The following is a 21,067-nucleotide window of genomic DNA, read 5'->3' on the forward strand; positions in this document are numbered from 1 at the left end:
TATCAGGTGTCCACCAAACAGGGGTCAGGTCCGTAGTTCTTTCGAGGATAGGTAGAAGTTGATTCGAAAGGTACCCATGATGGTCGCCCTCTTTGTCCTTGGGGCTCATCTCAGGAACTAACTTAGTCCATGACTTCGCCCCTCGATGATCGTGTTTTCTTGTTCTTCGAGTTCTTGGAGGAATTCGGCGTTGAGTTCGTTCTTTGGGTCGTCTTTGAGGTCGAAGGTGTTGTTGACGTCGTTGACGAAGTCGTTGGCGAGGCGTTGGCCCATGGGACGGAAGGCGGCATAGGTAAGCGTGCCGGCGACGACGCCGCCGAGGACGGGGACGACTTTGGTGACGGCGGAGCCGACGGTTTGTCTGGTGATTTTCTGGCCGAGCATGACAGCGACTTTCTTGACGACGGGGTACCAGACGATCTTAGTGAGTGCTTTGTTGTCGACCTTCCTGACAGCTTGTGTGGCCAGCCATGCTGGCGGCCTTGTTGATGAGGGCGGCGCCGGCGATGTCGAACATGGTGCAGAAGTAGTCGAAGACGCGGAACTCGGCTTGGCCATTGAGCGTGTAGTCCTCGCCGGTGAAGGTGGCATAGGGGAGCGGCTGAGGATGACGTCCAGGTGCTTGTGAACTTCGGGCTCGGAGCTGAGGAGTTCCTCATGCTTGATGTTGAGCAAGAGAGGTTTGGCATTGATGTCTCAGAAATCGGGTTTGGGGACGTGCGTGGTTTCCCGAGACTCAACGGGTGTAAGGCCCAACAGTAGATGCTGTGTCTAGGAGATTTGGATTGGGCTAGGGTTGCGCATTCAGGGAATTGCTTAATAGACCTTCGATGGCGTGCAGGTTGGCCGACACGCTGTCCACTACCTTCTGCCGGCCGGCGGTGGAGGCTCGTGCGATGTTCTCGGCGGCATCTTCGTCGGTAACAATGGAGTGGAGGGCGGCGCGGAGGGCATCGGTGGTGTTGTCGATGACTTGCTCGTCTTCGAGGAACGAGCTGCCGGAGACTCGGGTTGACATGACGGGGACGCTGAGGAGAAGAGCCTCGAGCATGACGGTGCTGAAGCCTTCTGCGTGCGACGGGATGAGGAACAGGTCTGAGTTCTTGATGTAGGGGTAGGGGTTGGTTTGGTAGCCGTGGAAGTGGATAAAGGGGGCATCAGCGGCAAGCTCCTGGAGATTTGTACGCTCCTGACCATCGCCGACGACGTGAAGGTCTATTGCGGTGCCCTCGGTGCGAAGGTCCTTCACCACGGTGATGAGGCGATCGATGGCCTTGACAGGGACGAGGCGTCCGACGACGGTGAGGTCGAAATGATCCAGGCTGTAGGTAGCGGCGGAAGAAGCATCGAGGGGAGTCTCGCCGAGTGCTTCGATGCGGGCGATATTGATGGGGTTCGGAGTGACCATCGAATCGATGGGCTCACCGACCTCCTGGATGAAGCCTTGGCGGGATTCCTCGGAGACGAAGATGATCTTATCGAAGCGGCCGTAGCGACGAAGCTCGGAGTCGTGAGTCTTGAAGAATTGCGCGGACTTGTGGTTCTTCGCGAAGTCGGTGTGGATCCAGGCCAGCTTGCGGGCGCGGGGATCGGTAGAACCGCTGATGATCTTTGCAGGGATGCCTTCGAGGAAAGCAACTTCGACGTCATAATGCGAGTGAATAAACACGCGATGGATGGCTTGTGCGGGCATAAACCACCAGAGCTTGGCGTAGATGCTCGCAGCGAGCTTGGTCTTCGCGCTTGCCTCAGCATTGAGCGTGCCGGAAGAGTCCGTGGTCCGCCTCTTTAGGAAGGACGGAATCTTGATCATCGTCTTGTACGTGACGTGCGGTGCCAGCTGTTCCTTGTAGATACCGGTATCGATAACCGTCATGACGGTGACATCGAACAGCTTGGGATCGAGCGCTGCCGTGAGGTCGACGAGGACTTTTTCCGCGCCGCCACCGCCTAGCGTGTGGATGAGGAAGAGCACCTTGCGTCGGCGCGGTTGAGCAGAGCTGCCTTCGACGTAGCCGTCACGCAGCGCCACTGTGGATACTGTGTTGAAGAGACAACGCAGGTCCATAAACAGCGAGATGTGCTTTGCGTAGAAAGAGTCATACTCGGCTTTTTCTACGGGGTTGGCGGCAAGCTCATCGCGGCCGTTCACCTGTGCCCAGCCGGTAATGCCGGGGCGGATATCGAAGACACCGCGTTTGCGACGCTCGAGGCGGAGGTCCTCCTCATTCTTGGCGGCGCCGGGGCGCGGGCCCACGAAACTCATGTCGCCCTTGAGCACGTTGAGTATTTGCGGAAGCTCGTCAATGGAGGACTTACGCAGCCACTTGCCCAAAGGCGTGATGAAGGCATCCGGATCCTTGAGCATGTACGGGGGAAGGCTCGGCGCTTCCGTGTACATGGAGCGGAACTTGTAGATCTTGAACGGCTTTTCATCCTTGCCGAGGCGTTCCTGTTGGAAGATTACTGGCCCCTTGGAGGTTGCCTTGATGGCAACGGCCGTCGCAGCCATGATGGGTGCGGTCGCGAGACCAAGCGCGGTGGCGCCGACGATGTCGAGGCCGCGCTTGAGAACGCGACGGTAGAGCACATGCTTCATGGAGAGAATACTTTCTTGCGGGAGCCGGTGGTGTGCAGGGACTTAGGCTTCAGCCGTGCGGAAATACTCGACGGTGCGGGCAATGCCCTCTTTGAGGTCAACCTGTGGGGTCCACCCGAGAACCGTCCGTGCGCGCTCGAAAGAAAGGGAGGAACGGGGAAGATCGCCGAGGCGAGCGGGTTCGTCCGAAGGAGCATCGGCTGCGCCGACCGCTGCAGCGACCATGCTATGAAGCTCACGGTCTGAGGTCTCGACCGAGGTGCCAATGTTGAAACGCATGCCGCTTCCCTCAGTTCCTGATGCAGCATAGAAGGCACGGACTAAGTCACCGACATACACGTAGTCGCGGGTATTGGTACCACCGCCGAAGATCTTGGTGGGTTTACCATCGAGCAGTGCCTGCGAGAAGATGGCGACGACGCCGGCCTCGCCGTGCGGATTCTGACGGGGACCGTAGACGTTTGCCGGTGCGATGAAGCTGCAGTCGAGACCGTACAGGTGACGGAAGGTGTTGAGGTAGATTTCACCGGTGGTCTTCGATGCCGCGTAGAAAGAATGCGGATCCACTGGGGTGTCCTCAGTGACGGGGAACGTCTCTGGCAGACCGTAGATGGAGCCGCCAGAGGAGGTGTGGATGATCTTGCGGACACCAGCGGCACGTGCGGCCTCCGCCAAGCGGATAGTCGCCAGGATATTGAGCTCTGCGTCGTGAATGGGATCCTCGACGGATTTGCGGACATCGATTTGGGCTGCGAGGTGGAAGATGACCTCGGGGCGGAAATCGCCCACGACTTTGTCAATATCCATGGTGAGCAATTCAGCCACTACGAGCGTGACCTGCTTGGAACCATCGTGCTGAGCCAAGTTCTCACGGCGACCGCTGCTCAAGTCGTCAATGACGAGAACCTCGTGTCCTTCCGAAACAAGAAGGTCGACGAGGTGGGAGCCAATGAAGCCGGCGCCGCCGGTGACGATGGTACGCATAGTTTCCTTGAGATTGAGTGTGGATGTATGAGCCGCCTTGTGTGTCGCTCTATACATCCATGAGATGTGCAGTAGTCCCTAATAGCATAGCGGGTTTGAGTTCCTAAGCAATCCTCAGGCTCGGAAAACCGTGTGATTGTACTGGCGTGTCTGTACATGATCGCCGGTTGTGCGGGGTGCTTAATGCAGAGTTTTGCTGAACACGTCCGATTTTGGGTGCTCGCTACTTGGGCTGACACAGCTTTGCGGCCGCTTTTAGTGTATTTTCAGTAAAGACTAACTACTCGACATACCGATATGCAGTCCATGTTTGTGGACTCCGGAGTTGACTTTCACTGTGAGGAGCGCGCCGTGCTGCAGCGTGTAGAAGCTTGGATATTTAACGGTTTTCTGTTTTCGCTTATTTTCGCCACTTTTAACCGAGAACTGCTTGTGTTCGGCCAGGATGCCCGGCTTGTTCCTGCCGGCCTAGGGCTCCTTACTTTCTTTATCGGGTTTATCCGGTGCGTGGGGGAGAAGCGGTGGCCGCGATTGCGGGTGGCTGGTGTCAATCACTATCTGTTGTGGTACTTCGTCTTCGCGATGGTCTGCAACGTGGCGTGGAGTTTCAGTGACCTTGAGTTGGTTCAGGACCAGTTCTTCACTGTGGCGCTAGCCAATGCGCTGAACCTGTTCTTCTGGTTTACGGTCATTGCCTTCCGGAGTCGGTTGACGTGGCGAGCAACGAGCGTGAGCACACACATTTCGGGCGCTTTCCTCTTCCTTAGCATGTTCCTCGTGTACCGCGGTCTCGATCTGCGAAACTACTTCAGCGAGTATGCTGGCGGATTTTCTGATGGTATTTCCTGGACGCCCCTAGGACTGGTCCGCTACGCTGGTTACGCCCAGGATCCGAATTTTGCTTCTTTGTTCATGGTTGTGTGGGCAACGGTTGCGATCTTTGATGCGTGGCGTGCCCGCAATATTGGATATTTGCTCGTGGTGCCACTGGCTGGATTCGGCTTTGTGATGAGTTTGTCGAAATCCATTCTCGTGATGCTTGTACTGGCGGTCTTCCTCGTTGCTGTCAACCGTTTCTTCATTGGAGCCATTGCTAAAGAGCTGGCGCTACTGGGAATTATTGGCGGTACGCTGCTTGCTGCATTTGAAAAGATTCAGGTGCCTACCGAGACCCTGCACACCCGCGTCCTGTTGTGGCGGAGCCCCGTTCAGTGGTTCTCACAAAGCCCGATTATCGGCAACGGGTTGACCGCTGCTCGTTCCGCAAATATCGACCAAGACTGGTACGTGCAAATCCACAGCACCGTGGTCCAGACCTTCGTAGAGCTGGGGATCATCGGGCTTCTTCTTTACTACCTCGCTGTGCGTCGCACACTCATGAGCGGCAGCAGCGCCGTTGTATTTATCACGGGTGCGTATTTGGGAACTATGCTGACGTACGAGACAATGTCGCACGCCTTTTCCATGCTCATACTTGGCATTATTCCGCTGGCCATCAAACAAGCACCAAAGAAGAAGGCTAAGCCCGCCTCCATATACGTCATCAACGGCATTGCCCACGGTGGAGCCGAACGCGTGGTACAGAATATGGCGAACAACGCGCGTGACGAGGAAAAGGCCATCATTTACCTGTTGGCGGAAAAACCCTCGGATGCTTACGCCCTCGGCCCCAACGTCGAGCTCAGAGGCATCGGCAAGCGCGGCTCCAAGCTGCTCCTGCCGTTTTACCTGTGGCAACTGAACCGCCGGCTGGAAAATGATTGGGCACGTTATCGCATTACCCTGGCGACCGCACACCTGCCATTCGCGCAACTGGTGGTACGACTGAGCCGATTCAACGCGGACTTCATTTATGTCAATCACGGCATGGTTCATGTCAGCAACACGGGACTTTCCGGGCTGATGTGCAAGTTCCTGTACAACCGACGCTGCAACGTTGCTGTGTCGAAACAGATGCTTGAGGAGGAGGTGCACCAGAACTTTGGGATCCGCAGTCGCCGTGATGACTACATTTACAACCCCATTGATATGAAGGCGATTGCCGAGCACGCAGGTCCTGAAGTAGCCCGTGAAAAATTGGTGGTGTCCGTGGGGCGCTATTCGCCAGAAAAGAACCTGAGCGTTGGCATCGCGGCATTCGATGCGAGCGGTCTCGCTCAGGAAGGCTACGTATATAAGCTCTTAGGTGAAGGGGATCTACGGGAGGAACTGCAACGCGATATTGATGCGCGTGGGCTCACCGAGTCTGTGGAGCTGGTGGGCTTTGTGGACAATCCTTTTGCTTACATGCGGAAGGCAGCCGCACTGCTTCATCCTGCGGACTACGAGTCCTTTGGCATGGTGATCGCCGAAGCACACGTGTGCGGCTGCCCAGTGGTGGCTTTTGATGTGCCCTTCGCCGCGCGTGAGGTGATGCCCGGTCGACTGCGGGAGTATCTGGTGGAGCTCAACGATACGGAAGCGATGGGGGCGACACTGCGTCGTGCTGTGAGTGCTACGTATCCGATCGAGGATGCAGCAGATTTCCTTGGCGAACTTGAGCCAGAGGTTGCCATGGCGAAGTATTACGACCGCTACGAGCGGTGGTGCAGGTAGCGCTTCGGAGCGCTAGAGAGGAATTCCCGTGACGACCGTATCTATAGTGATGCCCGCATACAATGCGATGCGGCACATAACCGAGTGCTTGGACAGCGTCCTCGCGCAGAACTACGACGACTTCGAAGTCATTGTGGTCAATGACGGCTCGAGCGATGAGACACTCGCCGTGTGCCAGGACTACGCGCGCCGGGATGCGCGGGTCCGGGTTATCGACCAACCCAACGCGGGAGCTGCGCGTGCCCGTAATCGGGGCGTGGCTGAGGCGCACGGTGAGTTTGTGTCTTTTGTAGATGTCGACGATGTGGCGCATCCGCACATGGTGGGGCGTTTGGTGGAGACCGCGCGATGTTGTGAGGCAGACATCGTGAGCATGAGGTTCACAGCATTCGAAGATGTCTATGTCCCCGGCGTCCTAGGAGACGAGCCGCGGGTACTGACCTCTCGTGTTGCTCGTTCGGAACTGCTGTATCAGCGTCTGGTCAATGCTCCCTACGCCAAGCTTTTTAGGAAAGAAGTCTTAGGGGCTGCATCATTTGTGGCTGATACCCGCGTGGGGGAGGATCTCCTCATGAACCTAGATGCTTTCGCGCGCGCGAGAACAATTGTGGCGACGGAGGATGAGGTCTACGGCTACCGCCAGCACGACGACAGCACGATGCATTCTGTTCGCCGTGAAGACCGGATGCGCCTAGTCACAGAGATCGAAGCCCGGCGTGAGGAAGAGCTCTCCGCGGCCTTTGATAATCGCCTGTGTGCCGAAGCGTTGTACATGGTCTTCGAAGCCTCCACTGCTGCGGAGCGTCGGTCTGCTCTGGCGCTGATGAAGCGGTACCGACGCGTGGTGCTTTCTGATGCACAGTCTTTGCCGCAACTGCGTATCTATGCCGCGGCTAGTTATGCAGGGGCCTGGCTACCGGTCGCGATTCATGAGTGGAAAGCACGGGGCGCACATCGATGAGCAAGGGTGGCGAACTCTTTAAGAACACGCTGATCTTGGGGCTGGGCAGTCTTTCCGCCCAGATTGTCGGTTTCATCCTTCTGCCGTTCTATACGCACGCTCTGGCAACGGACGAGTTCGGCTTCGTTGACCTTATGACGGTGGCGTTCTCGCTTGTGATTCCGGTACTCACACTCCAGATTCACATGGCGAGTTTCCGCTTCCTTATCGATGCGCGTGACTCACGTGAGGAACAACAGCGGATCGTGACGAATACGCTTGCCCTTTTAGGGCTGTTCTTATTGTTCGTGGTGGTTGTCGCGGCAGGGGTGTGGCTCGCTTTCCGCCCGGCTCATTTCTTGCTCGTGGTGGGCGTGGGAATCTGCATGACACTTCTGCAGAACTTCGGCCAGATTTCGCGTGGTCTTGGCTTTAACCTCCACTACGCGATGTCCAATATCATCACCGCGGCGGTAACGCTTGTGGGGGCGCTGGTTTTTGTTGGCGTGTTCCATTGGGCGGTGGCAGGCGTGTTCAGCGCGCTTATTATCGCCAATGCCCTGGGTGCGTTCTACCTCTTTTTCGTACTGCGCATGTGGACACTCGTCGTTCCGTCCTTGCGGTCGAAGTCTCAATGCCGCGCGATGCTTGCCTATTCCGTTCCACTCATCCCGCATGGGCTTGCATGGTGGGTTAATAATGCGGCGGACCGTCTGCTTATTTCTTTCTTCCTTGGCACGGGTGCCAACGGCATTTACGCGGCTTCCGCGAAGTTTGTCACCGTACTCAATGCACCCAATAGCGTCTTCACGATGTCTTGGGCCGAGTCGGCATCGGTCAATATCAAGAGCCCTGACCGCGATGAATTCTTCTCCAGCGTCGCGAACTCGGCGCTCAAGCTCTTCGGTAGCGGCGGTCTCGTCCTCATTGCCGGCATGCCGCTCCTCTTCAAACTCATGATTTCGGACGAATACTCCGGCGGCCTGGTGGTGGTGCCGGTGCTCGTGGCTGGCGTAGTCATCAACGTTCTCGCCGGAATCTACGATGCCGTGTATGTAGCGAAGATGCAGAGCCGACGCGTGATGGTGACGACTGTCCTCGGTGCCGTGGTCAACCTGGTTCTCAATGTTGCGCTCATTCCGTTTATCGGTATTCTGGGCGCGGCGACAGCGACGACGGTGTCGTTTGTAGTCGTTGCCCTTGTCCGTGCGTGGGACACCCGGAAAGCAGTGCGGATTCGCTACAACCTCCGGGATGTGGTGGCCTTGGTGGTGGCCTCATTTTTTGTGATTGCGATTTTCTATTTAGGGAGCTTTCTCTGGAATAACACCGCTTTGGCCGTGATGATCGTCTTTGCATTGGTGCTTAATCGTAGCTATGTCGCTATGGCATGGAAGAAGGTGCGGGGTCGGTTGGGATAAGCGGCCCTAGGTCGCGTCTGGGAGCTGTGCGGTCTAATCTCGACAGTAAGCGTCTTGAGCGAGCCGAAACGTTTGCGGTTGTACGCTGCAAAAATAGTCCCGAAGTGCCAATTTCTGGCAAATGGCTGACTAGAGTCATAATACCTTCTGTGAAGAAGAAATCTCTCGGCCTCCTGCTTGCAGCGGCCCTCTCTTTCGGCGCTGTCTCTCCGGCGTATGCGCAGAATCTTGATCCCTCGACTACCGAGGATTCAACGAATTCGACCGTGGTGAACCCCGGAAATGAAAACGATGAGAACCAGGAATCCGACTCTGTTGAGTCTGACGCGGCTATCATCGTTGGCTCGGTTGTTGGTGTCGTTGCTTTGGTCGGGCTGATCGGCGGCGGCGTGTACTGGGCAGTCCAGCAGCGCATGATTCCGAATCCGCTGCCGGGGATCATCCCGAATCCGCCGCGGATTGCCAAGCCTGCACCGGCCCCTGCGCCTGCTCCCGCACCAGCCCCTGCGCCAGCGCCTGCACCGGCTCCCGCACCTGCGCCAGTCCCGGCTCGCGTGCATAACGCTCCGGCGCCGGCTCCTGCACCGGCGTCGACGTACTACCGAAACTGTGCGGCCGTGCGGGCGGCCGGCCAGGCTCCGCTGTACCGCGGCGAGCCGGGGTACCGTTCGGCTCTCGATCGCGACAACGATGGTGTTGCGTGCGAATAGGCACTAGAATGCTTGCTTGATACCTCGGGGCTGCGAAGCTGAGTGAGGCGAAAAGCTGATAGTTAAACAAAGAGGAAACGCTTCGATTGCGGCGTTTCCTCTTTTTGTTTTGGGGTCTTGGCAACCAAGGGCGAGGTTAACGAATGCCCGGCGATGTGCTTCGCGGTGGGGCAGCGATGATGACAAGCGGTGAGGGGAGTGCCGGGCTGGGGTAAGGGGTGCATCGGAAAGCTGGGGCTAGCTGACCGGATAGGTAGCTCGGCCGAGCGCCCTGGCGCAAAGGAGATCGTGGACGATGAGCTCGACGGGCGTGGTGGTGTTCTCGAGGACGAACGCCATGGCGTTTTCGACGCTTTCGCCCATGGGGACCTCGTTGACAAGTGAGCCGATGGAGTCTTGGTGGGGAAAGGGGCATCGGCAAGCTGCTTCGATTGCAGGGCGTGGAAGTCGCTGGGGAGAAGCGGCATGAGCGGCTCGTTCGTTTTATTGGTGGCGGTGAACTTGAACAGGATGATGGGCGCCGTACCCTGCTCGTTGCCGTGCTCGCCGGCGGGAACGACGTGGTGGTCGCGGATATCGATGGTCAGCTCCTGGGTATCGACGACGTTGTTCGTGAACGTGGTCGTTGCGACGGGATCGGTGCGACCATCGAACTTGGGAGTCTCGCTGGAGATCTTGGTGAAAGCATACGAGGAATCCTTGTCCGGGTTTTCGTCCGTGAAGCTGAAGGCCTCGCCGTTGACGAAGAACTTCACGATGTCATCATCCGAGCCTGATTGGGATGCCGCCATGACGCCCTTGTTGCGGTGGGACGTTGATACACCACGCTAGCGGACGCAACCGGCATGGGATGCCGAAGCGTTCGAACAGGTATCAGGGTTTAAATGTCACAGGGAGTGTCATGTCAAACTGCTTTACACTTTCCCGTCTTAACGGTAGTGTCACTTACGACAGATGGTGTAGTGAGATTGCTACACACTATGTTGTGTTGAAGCAGAGGTTGACCATGCGTATTCTCCAGGACGAAAAGATGACTCCTCAGCAGCTGGAGGAGTTTGACGCGCTTGCGAAAGCGAGCGAATCGCCGGTTGTACGTACTCTTATGCAGAACATTGCAGAGGTGCTTCGTAACGGTGGCAATCTGCTGAGCGCAGAGGAAGATGCTGCGTTGTCGCCGAATGAGGCAGCTAAGCAGCTCGGTATGAGCCGTACATTTCTCAATCGCCTTCTCGATCAGGGAAAAATTCCCTACTTTAAGGTAGGCACGCATCGACGCATTTGTGTAGTCGACCTCGCCCTATTCGAGCAGCAGCGCGATTCGGATCGTATTGAACTGGCACAGCGTCTGGCACGCCAGCAGCAAACCACGCGTGCAGTAGATGCAACGATTGCGGACTTGCTCTAGTTTTGGTTCTGCGGTACGAAAAGGGCTATGCATAGTAGACGCGGGCGTCCCACGCTTCGAGTACTTAAAGAGGACTTGAGGGACGGCTGGCAAGAATCGTTCGTCATGCGTGCGGTGGGTGATGAGCGTTACGAAGATTTATTGCCGTTAAGCGAGCTCGCACATCCGATCATAAGGAAGACCGCCGAATCGTTCACCGACACAGCGTCCGCCGATAACTACGTGGGCGCTATTGGGAGTGCTGTCTCCATTCGTCTGCTGGAGATAAAGCAGTCTCAGTGGCGAGGCGGGGTGTGGACCGATCCTGGAACAGGAGTGTGCTGGCTGGTTGCTGCAGGGCGTGCAAAAGGTGGTCATGAGGACAATGACGACTTCTATAAATTTGTGGAGCGTGAGGAGCACAACGGTACTATTACTCGGCTATTGCCGACGGAAGACGATAAACGTTTGCTGAAGTTGGAGACGGCGGCGCGTATTCGTACGGAGTGGGAACTCAATATCCAGCGTGAGGTGCTGGTTGCGTTGCAGGAGATTTGTGGCGGTGGGATAGCGCGCTTTGACGTGAACCATCCGCTAGCGCGATTGGGGAGGTTCGCGACCGTCGAGTTGTACGTGGAATTGGTGCGGGGCGAGGACCGCATCGCCGCAGATGAAGTCATCGTTGAGTTCTTTCCGCAGCGTGGAGTCAACTTCAACGAGGAGCTCTATTGGCAGCTCATCGTTCGTGTATTGGCTTCGGTCTACCCGCCCGCACAAGGCTGGGATCGTGTTGGGGACGCGTTTCATCAAATGGAAGAGCCGGGGAGTCTCGACAAGCGCATTTCCGAGCTAGAAACGCATGATGTGATGCGCACCCTCGCGGAGGTAGAACTCGGGGCCGTCGCACATTTCACACACCGTGAACATTTAGCAAGCAAGATCATAGATGGGACTGGTGTGCGTTCCTTGTGTGGAGTCTATTTCGTTCCCACACAAGACGCAGACTCGCTGCCGGCATGTCCGCAGTGCGAGGCGCTGTATGCTGCATTGCCGAAGCTACCATTGGGCAATTAGCGGAGAGAATGTCACGCTCCGTAGTGCATTCGGTGTCTCAGCTACCTGCGGTCCTGGGGGCGGAGACGTCGGCAGGCGAGAGCGGAAGCGGTGTGTCCGGGGTGCCGGTGACGGGGATAATGTCGAAGCCTTCGTTTTTGATGACGCGTTGGCGGCGTTTGAGCATTGTGGCCAGGGGAGGGCAGTTGTAGTCGTTGAAGTCGTGGACGGTGGCGGTGGCGTTGGTCTCGCCGCGGGTCACTCGGCCGATGCGCTGGATGATGTTGCCCTTGAAAGAGATGGGGGAGGCGAGGACGAGGGCGTCGATGGTGGGGAGGTCAAAGCCCTCGCCGGCGACTTTGTCCATGGCGACGAGGACGAAGTGTGTCGAGGCGTCGAGTTGGGCGTGGAGGTCGTGGCGCTCGGCGGGGGTGAGGCCGCCGGTGAGGGAGAAGACGTTGGCATCGGGGAGCTGGTGGCGAAGTTCCTCCGTGAGCGCGGCGACGTGGGCGCGGCGGTTGGACAGGACGAGGACGTTGTGGCCAGCCTGCGCTGTGGCGGCGGTGACGGAGATGACAAGGGCGTTGCGGGCGGCATCGGCAGCAAGGGCGTTGTAGATCTCCGTCATGTCGACAGGGCCGAGGATCTCGTGGGTGAACTCGGTGAGGTGAGGGTGGTACTCGCGCCGGGTGGTGCGCTGGGGCGCGATGGTGTGGCGGATGGGTCCGAGCAGCATGGTGATGAGGCGATCGAGACCATCGGAACGGTAGGGCGTGGCGGTCAGCCCCGTCCAATAGCGGATGTTGAGCTTGCTCAGTGCAGCGGTCAGTCCCGGTGCTGCGACGCCGTGGCACTCATCGACGATGACGTGACCGTACTTTTCGAGAAAAGAAGCGTCTGTGTCCTTGCGGCCGAGCGCGACGGCGCTGATGATGTCCACGACGTGGGTGGGCTTGGCTTTGGTGCCAGGTAAGACGTCGAGGAAACGTGTGAGGCGATCGTGCCACTGCGCGGCGAGTTCCTTGGTTTTGACGATGACGGCGGTGGGAACGCGGCGGCGCGCGATGAGTGCACAGGCGATGACGGTCTTACCGGTGCCGGGTGGGGCGACGAGGACACCAGTGTGGTGGGCTGAAATGTCGTTGAGTGCCTTCTTCTGCGGCGGGGTGAGCTCGCCGGTGAAGGTGGCGTCAATCTTCGGCGGCTTGGGCGTGTGGCCGCGCCGGGTGATGGTGTAGCCAGCTTCTTTGAGAATGTCGATGGCTGGCTCGAGGAGACCACGGTCGAGGAGGAGCTCGTGCTTGCCGTGTGGGCTGGCGTCTTCCTGATAGCGGACGATGACGCGGGGCGTGCCCCATGTGGAAAAGCGCTGATTTTGGAGCTTGTAGAACTCGGGGTTGGGGAAGACACCCAGGTGGCGCAGGGCATTGAGCGTGGCGGTGTCGAGGTTGGCGGTGGCGATGTGGACGAGGGCGTCGTGGGTGACGGAGGCCTTCCGGTCTTTGTCGCTTTTGGCTTTGTTGGTCTTGGCGATTTTCTTTAACTGTTGCTTGCAGGGTGGAGAGGGGAGTTTCTCGGGATCGTGGTCGGTGTAGAGCGCATCGCGGATCTTCTGAAGTTGGTGCTGCGTGGCGAGGCGGGTGCAGGAAAGAACGGCGAATTGATCGTCGAAGGGATGGAAATCGTCGTCGACGAAGACGGTAGTGCCTTTCTGGCGATGGTTGCCCTGCAGCGGGAGGGCGATGAGGTTGCCCAGCTGGGCCTGGCCGCGCGCGTTGACGGGCAGCCGATCTTGGGCAGGGAAGAAGCGGTCGTAGCTCGAGAACTTCACGGGACGTGGAGAGCTTGCGAGTAAACCGAGACCAACCTGGCGGGCGAGCTGCGCGGGAACCGCGGTCTCAAAGAAGATCCAGACATGGGCGCCGGCGCCGGAGCGAGAGACCTCGATGAGCGGATCGAGTCCGTGGGCTCGGCATTGTTCGGCGTAGGCGAGGGCGTCTTGTTGGAAGTCGCCGTCGTCGAAGTCACAGGCGAGGAGATAGCAGGTGTCATCGGGAAGCAAGGGGTAGAGTCCGGCGAAGAACTCGGTGCGGGTGAGATGCTTGGTGATGACCGACGCGTCGAGTGGGCGGAGGTTCTCCGGTGATGGGTCATCCTTGAACTTCGTGTGACGCGTGGCGGGGAACCAGGCCTTCTTCTGGCCGTCCTTGCTCGTCCACGCGATGGCGTGGATGTCCTGGCGGCCGCGGAAGCGCGACATGTAGAGCGCCATTTTCTCCGCGGTGGAGGAGTCTTTTGTTACTTCGCCTGACATCCGAGTGCGGGCGGCTGGTGTTGGTGAAACAGGGACGTCGGGTAGAGATTCCGTGGGCTGCGCAAGGTTGATTGGTGCATCAGGAATTGCGTGCTGCTCAAGGAGTTCCTCGACGGAGGAAACACCGGCGAGGGCGAGGAGGGCACGTTCCAGCCCTTCGACGCGGAGGCGTAGTGCGTCGAGTTCGGTGTTGTTTGGGCTGGAGGCCTGGGGTGAGCGGGACGCGGTCATGATGAGGTGAGAATAACAAGAACTGGTGTCGATGTGAGCTTGTTTCTGGCCAAGGAGAAGGCGTTTAGTCGAAGTAGCGTACGGGCGGCTCGATTCGTGGGCATAGGTTTTCCTGATGGTCCATACAAGAGCTGCTGTGAGGGCGCGGGAGGGCTCGTCTTTCAGTGACTTCGGCATTGGAGCGGGGCGCGCTTTAACGTTAACGAAGATAATCGCTGTGAGAGTGCCTTGTGAAAGGCTGACAAAAGTGGGGCAGTGGAACGAGCGCTGCGCAGCTGTGAGCTGAGGACGAGATTGGCATGAACGTTGGGGACGGATTGCGGTGAGGCTACAGGGGTGAATTCCTGACGGACCTGGGTGCGTAACGGGGATTCAAGGGCAGGCGCTCATGTCGAGTGCGCCGTTTAAAATTAACTATCACAATTCAAGACCTTTGGAATTAGAAGAGGACCGTTACATGGATGATGAACTGTGCCGCTTGAATGAGCCGGGTGCCCGAGTACATGAGGCGCCTCGCTATCAATCTGAATACGAGCAGCTGTGCGAAAACGATGAAGCTGCGGCTGATTTGTATGATGAGCTTCTCGATCGAGCGGTTCAACGTGGACTTCCGGTTGCTGACAATGCGGAGACTGGTCGTGGACGTGGGAGTTATCGTTGTCCGGTGGGGGAAAGAACACTGCGTCGTTGGCGTGCAGCAAGTGGGCAAATCCCGTGGTACGGAGAAATTCGTTTTCAAGGAAGCTCCTTCAACGAAGAAGACGGAATTCTCTGGCGATCCTATTTCCATGATTTGAATGATGCCGAAACCAGTGAGCCGACCGATGATGTCTTGTTCTCCAGCCTGCGTGGGAAAAAGGTGCGCAAAAAGAAAGTGAAACGCGGCAAGCAAGATTCCCACATCAAGGGTGCGATTGATGAGGCGCGACGCTGGACTCGCGACCATAAGCAATTTAGTCTTAGGTACCTGCGCGAAAGCTAATTTATACTCAGACTAAAAGCTATGTGGGGACCGAAGGCTATGTAGACGGAGAGGTGGTGTCCCATGAGAAGTCGAAACTCGCTCGGGCGGGTCAATGCCCGTGCTCAACTTAAACTGGTTGATGACTTGCGAGCAATTCGCCAAGACAGCGGTCGAACTATCGACGAGGTGGCGGCCGCGCTCAGAGTAGAAAGCGACGTAATTGTTGCTTTTGAGCAAGGCGAAATGAATTTTACGATGTCTACTCTTCGGCGGTATGCCAAGGCCGTGGGGGCTGAGCTCTCCATGTCGGCCTGGGTTCACAGCTTCCAAGAAGTTGAACCGTCCGCGGTGCATTCTCCCTCGCCCCCGAGTACGACCCATTTTCAGATGAAGGTTATCGCTACTGGGGATCCGTTAACATCGGAGTTCTCTCCGCGCCGCGGACCGTCTTTTAGAACGACAACAAGGAGCAAGGTGCATGGGTGAGGGGACGGAGCTGATAATCTCCGAATCATATTCCGTAGCGAAAGTCAGCGCTGAAGCAAAAAGCTTCAGCAGCAATGGGGAAGAGATTCCCATCAACGTAACGATGACTTTCGGAGTACATCTCGCAGACGATGCAATTGGACTCGAGGTCTGCGTGAATCGTACTGGAGATGACGCGGACATCGTTGCTGCGGTACGGGGCGTTTATATGCTTTCTGAACCAGCGACTCAGGAGCAGCAAGTGGAAATTCTGTCGTCGTGGGCAGGACCGCGCACTCTGGCTGCGACGCAGCTGAAGCTCAACGAATTGGCTGCCTCAATCGATCGCGCTGTCGTACCTTTCCCCAAAGACATGGAGAATGCTTTCGCACCTGAAGCATTTGCCGAATTTTTCGGTTAATGCGGTCCTCGTCCGGGGCTATCGCTTCTGGGATTGTTTCACCATGTCTGGCCTGACCTCTGCCAGGGGGATGCTGGCTATGTGGGGTGAAAGTTGTGTTTTGTCGTTGCTCGTGCGCACGCATGGTGGGGCGCGCCGGGTCGAGCGGCGCGGAACGCCCAAGCCTTTCCGGGCGCGGCAGGCAGAAGACCCGGAGGCGAAGGCGGCGATTGCGCGGGCGGCATCGGAGTTAATTGCAGATGATGACGCGGTGATTTTTGATAACGGCACGACGGTGCAGGCCATTGCGCAGCGGCTGGCTGGCCGGCCCATTACGGCAATGTGTCTGAGCCTGCATTCCGCGGCGGCGCTCGGGGCGAAGCCGGGAGCGAATATCTTTGTGCCGGGTGGGCAGGTCGAACCGGACACGCTGGCGTTGTCCAGCGTCGCGGTGGCGAGCGCCTTGCGGGAATTTCGCGCAGACGTGGTGGTGCTGGGGTCGTGTTCGACGTCGCTGGAACACGGGCTGGCGACGACAACGTATGACGATGCGGAGAATAAACGCGCCGCGATGCGCGCGGCAACGCGACGCATCTTGGCCGTGGCGCCGCGCAAGCTTAATCATGTCTCGACGTTTCGGTTTGGCGATATCGAGGATTTGCATCAGCTGGTCACGACCACGGACGCGCCAGCGGACATTCTCGCGCAGATTCGCGAGCTGGGCGTGCACGTGATTACGGTGCCCGCAGGTAAATAAGGCTTAGTAGTAGGAGCCTTCCTCGTCCGCGTCCTCGAGGTCGGCGACGATCCTTTGCAGGTACATGCGCCGGCGCAGGCGGATGGCGGGGCGGGCGGCCACGGCGACGGGGCGGGGAAGTTGCGCGGCCAGTTGACCAGGCTCCGAGAAGGGCAACGATGCCGAGGAGAGAAAGCCCGTCCGAGAGTTCTACTGCGTGGGGTGGACTCCATCTTTCGATGGATGGGGGTACCCCCTTGCGTGCCTTGCCTAAGTTTGGTTAGGGTACCTTTCGTAAACATACGCTCTCCTAATCTCGCTCTGGGCGGGAAATGAAAAGGATCTATCTCGCAATGACGATTCGTCGCACTCTTGTTGCCTCCGTTGCTACCGTGACCGCCGCCGCGCTGCTCGCGTCCTGCTCCTCCACGGAGTCCTCTCAGTCCACGGAGACCTCGGCCGCTGCTGCCGATGCCACCACGCTCACCATCGAAGACAACATCGGCTCCCACGAGCTCACCCTCCCATATGATCGCGTGGCCGTGACGGATAACCGTTCCTTCGAAATCCTCGCTGACTGGGGCGTCAACATCGTGGCGGCGCCGATCAAGCTCGTGCCGAAGACGCTTTCGGACAAGATCAACGCCGATACCGTCGAGGCCAACCTGGGCAGCCACAAGGAGCCGGACCTTGAGGCGCTCGTCGCCGCGGACCCGCAGATCGTCATCAACGGCCAGCGCTTCGAGCAGTACCAAGAGGACCTCCAGGAGCTCGTGGGCGACGAGGTGCCGGTGCTCGACTTCGAGCCGCGCGACGGCAAGGACCTGCCGGCCGAGCTCATCCGCCAGACTGAGGCCCTGGGCCAGATCTTCGGCCACGAGGAGGATGCCGCGAAGCTCGTCGACGACTTCAACAAGGCACTCGAGCGTGCGAAGAAGGCCTACGATCCGTCCAAGAAGATCATGGCCGTGAACACCTCCGGCGGCGAGATCGGCTACATCGCTCCGCACGAAGGCCGCTTCTTCGGCCCATACTTCGACATGCTCGGCCTCACGCCGTCCCTCGAGGTGGAAAACGGCTCGAACAACCACGAGGGCGACGACATCTCCGTCGAGGCCATCGCCGAGTCCAACCCGGACTGGATCTTCATCATGGACCGTGACGGTGCCATTGGCGCCAAGGATGGCCAGCTCCACGGCGAGGCGCTGATCAAGGACAACGCCGCGCTGCAGAACGTCGCCGCCGTCAAGGACGGCCATATCATCACGGCCCCGGAGGATACCTACACCAACGAGAACATCATCACCTACACCGAGGTTCTCAACCAGATCGCTGACGCTTTTGAGTCGGCTAAGTAATCCCTGCTAGACCCCTTCACCGGAGCGGCCGCGTTGCCCCTCCGGTTTTAAGGATTTTTCATGACTGACACACTCGAGGCGCCGCGGACCCGCCGGCGCCTGTGGGACTGGAAGCTGGTGCTTGGGGGCATCGGCGTGCTCGCGCTCTTGCTCGCCTCGCTGGCGACGGGGGAGTACGACCTGTTCTCGCACGGCGACGGCTTTGACATGTTTATGACCACGCGCGTGCCGCGCACCATCGCGCTCGTGCTCGCTGGCGCCGCCATGGCCATGAGCGGCCTCGTGATGCAGCTGCTCACGCAAAACCGCTTCACCGAGCCGTCTACGACGGGCACCACCGAGTGGGCCGGCCTCGGCCTACTCTTCACGATGGTCGTCTTTCCTGGCTCGACCATCCTTGTGCGCATGGTCGGTTCCGTGGCCTTCGCCTTCATCGGCACGATGGTCTTCTTCCTCTTCCTGCGCCGCGTGACCCTGCGCTCCTCGCTCATTGTGCCGATCATCGGCATCATGCTCGGCTCCGTCGTCTCCGCCGTCTCGACCTTCTTCGCGCTGGAAACGGACATGCTCCAACAGCTCGGCATCTGGTTCATGGGCTCGTTTACCTCGGTTTACTCGGGGCAGTACGAGGTCCTCTGGATCGTGCTCATCGTGCTCATCGTCGTCTTCCTCTTCGCCGACCGCCTCACCGTCGTCGGCCTCGGCGAGGACGTCGCCACGAACGTCGGTCTCAACTACAACCGTCTGCTGCTCATCGGCACCGGCCTTATCGCGATCGCGACCGGCGTCGTCACCGTCGTCGTCGGCTCCCTGCCGTTCCTCGGCCTCATCGTGCCCAACGTCGTATCCATGATCCGCGGCGACGACCTGCGCTCCAACCTGCCGTGGGTCTGCGTCCTCGGTATCGGCATTGTCACGCTCTGCGACCTCGTGGGCCGCGTCATCATCTCGCCCTTCGAGATGCCCGTCTCCGTCATCCTCGGCATCATCGGCGCCGTCGTCTTCGTCGTCCTCATCGTGAGGAGCAACCGTGGTCACTAAGAAATACTGGATAACGCTGTCCGTCGTTTGGGGTCTGGCTTTAGTTTTTGCCTTCGGCCTGCTCGCCTGGGACAACCCCATGCCATTCGGCACCCGCAAGTTCTGGCTCATCGCCGAGCGCCGCGCCGATGCCGTCACCGCCATGGCCATCGTCGCCGTGTGCCAAGCCATGGCCACCGTCGCCTTCCACACGGTAACGAATAACCGCATCCTCACCCCGTCCATCATGGGCTTCGAGGCGCTCTACCGCGTCATCAACACGGCGACCGTTTTCTTCCTGGGCGCCGCGGGGCTCACGGCCTCGCGCAACTTCGGGACGTTCCTCATGCAGATGGGCATCATGATTCTGCTGTCCCTCCTGCTCTACTCCTGGCTGCTCACCGGTGCGGAGAAGAACCTTCACGCCATGCTGCTCGTGGGTGTGGTCATCGGCGGGGGGCTGGGGTCGCTCTCCACCTTCATGCAGCGCCTGCTTACGCCCTCCGAGTTCGACGTGCTCACCGCGCGTCTCTTTGGCTCCGTGAACAACGCGTCCACCGAGTACTACTCGGTGGCCATTCCCATCGTGATCGTCGCGACAGTCCTGTTGTTCCTCAACGCGCGGCGCCTGAACGTCATCGCCTTGGGTGCAGACGTCTCGCAGAACCTCGGAGTGAACCACAAGTACAACGCAATCTACACGCTCATCCTTGTCTCCATGCTCATGGCGACGACCACCGCGCTGGTCGGTCCGATGACCTTCCTCGGCTTCCTCGTGGCCACCCTGGCGTACCAGTTCGTGGACACCTACGATCACCGCTATATCTTCCCGATGGCCATCGGTCTTGGCTTCCTCGTGCTTACCGGTGCCTACTTCATCATGAACCACGTGTTCCGTGCCCAAGGCGTGGTCTCCATCATCATCGAGCTCGTGGGCGGCTCCGTATTCCTGTTCGTCATATTGCGAAAGGGCAGACTGTGATTTCTTTAAAGAACGTGACGAAGTCCTACTCTTCGTCGCTCACCATCGGACCCCTCGATCTGGAGATCCCCTCCGGCGGCATCACCGCCCTCGTGGGGCCCAACGGCGCCGGCAAGTCGACGATGCTCACCATGATTGGTCGCCTTCTCGACATGGACGCCGGTTCCATCTCCGTGGGCGGCCACGACGTCACCTCGACCAAGTCCAAGGAACTGGCCAAGGTGCTGTCCATCCTGCGCCAGGAGAACCACTTCGTCACCAAACTCACCGTGCGCCAGCTCGTGGGCTTTGGCCGCTTCCCGTATACGCAGGGGCGCATTACCGCCGGCGACGAGGAGATCATCTCCAAGTACATCCGCTTCCTCCACTTGGAAGAACTCCAGGACCGTTACCTCGACCAGCTCTCTGGTGGCCAGCGCCAGCGCGCCTACGTCGCCATGGTGCTCTGCCAGGAGACTGACTACGTCCTCCTCGACGAGCCACTCAATAACTTGGATATCGCGCACTCCGTGGAGATGATGAAGCACCTTCAGGTCGCCGCCCGCGACCTCGGCCGCACCATCATCGTCGTCCTCCACGACATCAACTTCGCCGCGCGCTATGCCGACTATGTCTGTGCGTGTAAAGACGGGCAGATCGTGGAGTTCGGACCCACCGAGTCCATCATGAAAGACGACATCCTCACCGATATCTTCGAAACCCCCATCCAAGTCATCGAAGGACCCAATGGTTTGATGGCGTGCTACCACTAGATTTTTAAGGCCCTGACCTCGCGATTTGTTTGAATCTAGGTCCGGGCCTATATTTATCCGAGTCGCCAGCGAGGCGGCAACGCAAACTCCGTTGATTCGGATTTGACAGAGTCAAAGCCAATCACTAAGTTTGAACAAGTCGCTTGAGAGCAACTCGTT

At 58.6% G+C, this 21,067-nt stretch carries 20 protein-coding genes; 14 read left to right on the top strand and 6 right to left on the bottom strand.

Annotation, left to right across the window (positions count from 1 at the left end):
• Window positions 1-117 precede the first annotated feature (117 nt).
• The 3 genes from HMPREF3227_RS02715 to HMPREF3227_RS02730 form a co-directional block, all read right to left on the bottom strand.
• A complete protein-coding gene (locus HMPREF3227_RS02715; protein ID WP_066509997.1) occupies window positions 118-384 on the bottom strand; it encodes a hypothetical protein in 267 nt (88 codons plus the stop codon).
• 406 nt (window positions 385-790) lie between these two features.
• Window positions 791-2,599 carry a sugar transferase gene (locus HMPREF3227_RS12755; RefSeq protein WP_082750223.1) on the bottom strand — a complete coding sequence of 603 codons (1,809 nt, stop codon included), beginning with the start codon at window positions 2,597-2,599 and terminating at the stop codon, window positions 791-793.
• 42 nt (window positions 2,600-2,641) lie between these two features.
• Entirely contained in the window at window positions 2,642-3,583 is a 942-nt protein-coding gene (locus HMPREF3227_RS02730) for an NAD-dependent epimerase/dehydratase family protein (protein ID WP_066510003.1), read from the bottom strand.
• Between the two features lie 297 nt (window positions 3,584-3,880).
• Between HMPREF3227_RS02730 and HMPREF3227_RS02735 the strand changes: the two genes are divergently transcribed.
• The 4 genes from HMPREF3227_RS02735 to HMPREF3227_RS12760 all read left to right on the top strand — a co-directional run bounded on the left by HMPREF3227_RS02735 (window position 3,881) and on the right by HMPREF3227_RS12760 (window position 9,249).
• Window positions 3,881-6,178 carry a glycosyltransferase gene (locus HMPREF3227_RS02735; RefSeq protein ID WP_066510005.1) on the top strand — a complete coding sequence of 766 codons (2,298 nt, stop codon included), beginning with the start codon at window positions 3,881-3,883 and terminating at the stop codon, window positions 6,176-6,178.
• Between the two features lie 28 nt (window positions 6,179-6,206).
• Window positions 6,207-7,139 (top strand): glycosyltransferase family 2 protein, encoded by a 933-nt coding sequence (locus HMPREF3227_RS02740; RefSeq protein WP_066510007.1) that lies wholly within the window; start codon window positions 6,207-6,209, stop codon window positions 7,137-7,139.
• Entirely contained in the window at window positions 7,136-8,539 is a 1,404-nt protein-coding gene (locus tag HMPREF3227_RS02745) for an oligosaccharide flippase family protein (protein ID WP_066510014.1), read from the top strand. Before HMPREF3227_RS02740 ends, HMPREF3227_RS02745 begins: the two co-directional genes overlap by 4 nt.
• 149 nt (window positions 8,540-8,688) lie before the next feature.
• Window positions 8,689-9,249, top strand: a complete 561-nt coding sequence (locus HMPREF3227_RS12760; protein ID WP_070539573.1) for an excalibur calcium-binding domain-containing protein — start codon at window positions 8,689-8,691, stop codon at window positions 9,247-9,249.
• A 62-nt stretch (window positions 9,250-9,311) separates the two neighbouring features.
• On the opposite strand, the gene HMPREF3227_RS02755 is transcribed toward HMPREF3227_RS12760, so the two are convergent.
• Window positions 9,312-10,040: a hypothetical protein gene (locus HMPREF3227_RS02755; RefSeq protein ID WP_066510023.1), complete on the bottom strand. Its 729-nt coding sequence runs from the start codon at window positions 10,038-10,040 to the stop codon at window positions 9,312-9,314.
• Between the two features lie 215 nt (window positions 10,041-10,255).
• Between HMPREF3227_RS02755 and HMPREF3227_RS02760 the strand changes: the two genes are divergently transcribed.
• Window positions 10,256-10,654: a helix-turn-helix domain-containing protein gene (locus tag HMPREF3227_RS02760; protein WP_156452955.1), complete on the top strand. Its 399-nt coding sequence runs from the start codon at window positions 10,256-10,258 to the stop codon at window positions 10,652-10,654.
• Between the two features lie 105 nt (window positions 10,655-10,759).
• Window positions 10,760-11,707 carry a DUF3039 domain-containing protein gene (locus HMPREF3227_RS02765; RefSeq protein WP_066487323.1) on the top strand — a complete coding sequence of 316 codons (948 nt, stop codon included), beginning with the start codon at window positions 10,760-10,762 and terminating at the stop codon, window positions 11,705-11,707.
• A 37-nt stretch (window positions 11,708-11,744) separates the two neighbouring features.
• Here HMPREF3227_RS02765 and HMPREF3227_RS02770 read toward each other — a convergent pair whose 3' ends face one another.
• Window positions 11,745-14,231, bottom strand: a complete 2,487-nt coding sequence (locus tag HMPREF3227_RS02770) for a DEAD/DEAH box helicase (protein ID WP_231732309.1) — start codon at window positions 14,229-14,231, stop codon at window positions 11,745-11,747.
• Window positions 14,232-14,688: 457 nt separating this feature from the next.
• On the opposite strand from HMPREF3227_RS02770, the gene HMPREF3227_RS13175 reads away from it, so the two are divergent.
• From HMPREF3227_RS13175 to HMPREF3227_RS02785, 4 genes are all read left to right on the top strand, one after another.
• Entirely contained in the window at window positions 14,689-15,213 is a 525-nt protein-coding gene (locus HMPREF3227_RS13175; protein WP_148140166.1) for a hypothetical protein, read from the top strand.
• Between the two features lie 63 nt (window positions 15,214-15,276).
• Window positions 15,277-15,681 (top strand): helix-turn-helix domain-containing protein, encoded by a 405-nt coding sequence (locus tag HMPREF3227_RS13970; RefSeq protein WP_082750225.1) that lies wholly within the window; start codon window positions 15,277-15,279, stop codon window positions 15,679-15,681.
• Window positions 15,674-16,081, top strand: a complete 408-nt coding sequence (locus HMPREF3227_RS02780) for a hypothetical protein (RefSeq protein ID WP_066487316.1) — start codon at window positions 15,674-15,676, stop codon at window positions 16,079-16,081. Before HMPREF3227_RS13970 ends, HMPREF3227_RS02780 begins: the two co-directional genes overlap by 8 nt.
• Window positions 16,041-16,817 (top strand): DeoR/GlpR family DNA-binding transcription regulator, encoded by a 777-nt coding sequence (locus HMPREF3227_RS02785; RefSeq protein WP_231732310.1) that lies wholly within the window; start codon window positions 16,041-16,043, stop codon window positions 16,815-16,817. The genes HMPREF3227_RS02780 and HMPREF3227_RS02785 overlap by 41 nt, the downstream gene beginning before the upstream one ends.
• Window positions 16,818-16,820: 3 nt before the next feature.
• Here HMPREF3227_RS02785 and HMPREF3227_RS13180 read toward each other — a convergent pair whose 3' ends face one another.
• On the bottom strand, window positions 16,821-16,973 hold the full coding sequence (locus HMPREF3227_RS13180; protein ID WP_156435897.1) for a hypothetical protein: 153 nt from the start codon (window positions 16,971-16,973) through the stop codon (window positions 16,821-16,823).
• A gap of 176 nt (window positions 16,974-17,149) precedes the next feature.
• Here HMPREF3227_RS13180 and HMPREF3227_RS02790 point away from each other — a divergent pair, with 176 nt between their 5' ends.
• From HMPREF3227_RS02790 to HMPREF3227_RS02805, 4 genes are read left to right on the top strand one after another with little or no spacing between them, the layout of a single operon-like run.
• Complete coding sequence (locus tag HMPREF3227_RS02790; RefSeq protein ID WP_066487313.1) at window positions 17,150-18,154, top strand: siderophore ABC transporter substrate-binding protein; 1,005 nt, start codon at window positions 17,150-17,152, stop codon at window positions 18,152-18,154.
• Window positions 18,155-18,214: 60 nt separating this feature from the next.
• Window positions 18,215-19,195 carry an ABC transporter permease gene (locus tag HMPREF3227_RS02795; RefSeq protein WP_066487311.1) on the top strand — a complete coding sequence of 327 codons (981 nt, stop codon included), beginning with the start codon at window positions 18,215-18,217 and terminating at the stop codon, window positions 19,193-19,195.
• A complete protein-coding gene (locus tag HMPREF3227_RS02800) occupies window positions 19,185-20,156 on the top strand; it encodes an iron chelate uptake ABC transporter family permease subunit (RefSeq protein WP_066510037.1) in 972 nt (323 codons plus the stop codon). The genes HMPREF3227_RS02795 and HMPREF3227_RS02800 overlap by 11 nt, the downstream gene beginning before the upstream one ends.
• Window positions 20,153-20,908 carry an iron ABC transporter ATP-binding protein gene (locus tag HMPREF3227_RS02805; protein ID WP_066487306.1) on the top strand — a complete coding sequence of 252 codons (756 nt, stop codon included), beginning with the start codon at window positions 20,153-20,155 and terminating at the stop codon, window positions 20,906-20,908. Before HMPREF3227_RS02800 ends, HMPREF3227_RS02805 begins: the two co-directional genes overlap by 4 nt.
• The last annotated feature ends 159 nt before the right edge of the window (window positions 20,909-21,067 follow it).

The sequence above is a fragment of the Corynebacterium sp. CMW7794 genome (genome assembly GCF_001563605.1).
GTDB lineage: Bacteria > Actinomycetota > Actinomycetes > Mycobacteriales > Mycobacteriaceae > Corynebacterium > Corynebacterium phoceense.

What these genes read in the sequence shown, in the direction of transcription:
- HMPREF3227_RS02795 (WP_066487311.1), top strand. Translation starts at nt 18,215, where the DNA reads ATGACTGACACACTCGAGGCGCCGCGGACCCGCCGGCGCCTGTGGGAC.
- HMPREF3227_RS02765 (WP_066487323.1), top strand. Translation starts at nt 10,760, where the DNA reads ATGCGTGCGGTGGGTGATGAGCGTTACGAAGATTTATTGCCGTTAAGC.
- HMPREF3227_RS02785 (WP_231732310.1), top strand. Translation starts at nt 16,041, where the DNA reads ATGCTTTCGCACCTGAAGCATTTGCCGAATTTTTCGGTTAATGCGGTC.
- HMPREF3227_RS13970 (WP_082750225.1), top strand. Translation starts at nt 15,277, where the DNA reads ATGAGAAGTCGAAACTCGCTCGGGCGGGTCAATGCCCGTGCTCAACTT.
- HMPREF3227_RS02790 (WP_066487313.1), top strand. Translation starts at nt 17,150, where the DNA reads ATGACGATTCGTCGCACTCTTGTTGCCTCCGTTGCTACCGTGACCGCC.
- HMPREF3227_RS02745 (WP_066510014.1), top strand. Translation starts at nt 7,136, where the DNA reads ATGAGCAAGGGTGGCGAACTCTTTAAGAACACGCTGATCTTGGGGCTG.
- HMPREF3227_RS13175 (WP_148140166.1), top strand. Translation starts at nt 14,689, where the DNA reads ATGGATGATGAACTGTGCCGCTTGAATGAGCCGGGTGCCCGAGTACAT.
- HMPREF3227_RS02730 (WP_066510003.1), bottom strand. Translation starts at nt 3,583, where the DNA reads ATGCGTACCATCGTCACCGGCGGCGCCGGCTTCATTGGCTCCCACCTC.
- HMPREF3227_RS02770 (WP_231732309.1), bottom strand. Translation starts at nt 14,231, where the DNA reads ATGACCGCGTCCCGCTCACCCCAGGCCTCCAGCCCAAACAACACCGAA.
- HMPREF3227_RS02715 (WP_066509997.1), bottom strand. Translation starts at nt 384, where the DNA reads ATGCTCGGCCAGAAAATCACCAGACAAACCGTCGGCTCCGCCGTCACC.
- HMPREF3227_RS02735 (WP_066510005.1), top strand. Translation starts at nt 3,881, where the DNA reads ATGCAGTCCATGTTTGTGGACTCCGGAGTTGACTTTCACTGTGAGGAG.
- HMPREF3227_RS02755 (WP_066510023.1), bottom strand. Translation starts at nt 10,040, where the DNA reads ATGGCGGCATCCCAATCAGGCTCGGATGATGACATCGTGAAGTTCTTC.
- HMPREF3227_RS02760 (WP_156452955.1), top strand. Translation starts at nt 10,256, where the DNA reads ATGCGTATTCTCCAGGACGAAAAGATGACTCCTCAGCAGCTGGAGGAG.
- HMPREF3227_RS02780 (WP_066487316.1), top strand. Translation starts at nt 15,674, where the DNA reads ATGGGTGAGGGGACGGAGCTGATAATCTCCGAATCATATTCCGTAGCG.
- HMPREF3227_RS12755 (WP_082750223.1), bottom strand. Translation starts at nt 2,599, where the DNA reads ATGAAGCATGTGCTCTACCGTCGCGTTCTCAAGCGCGGCCTCGACATC.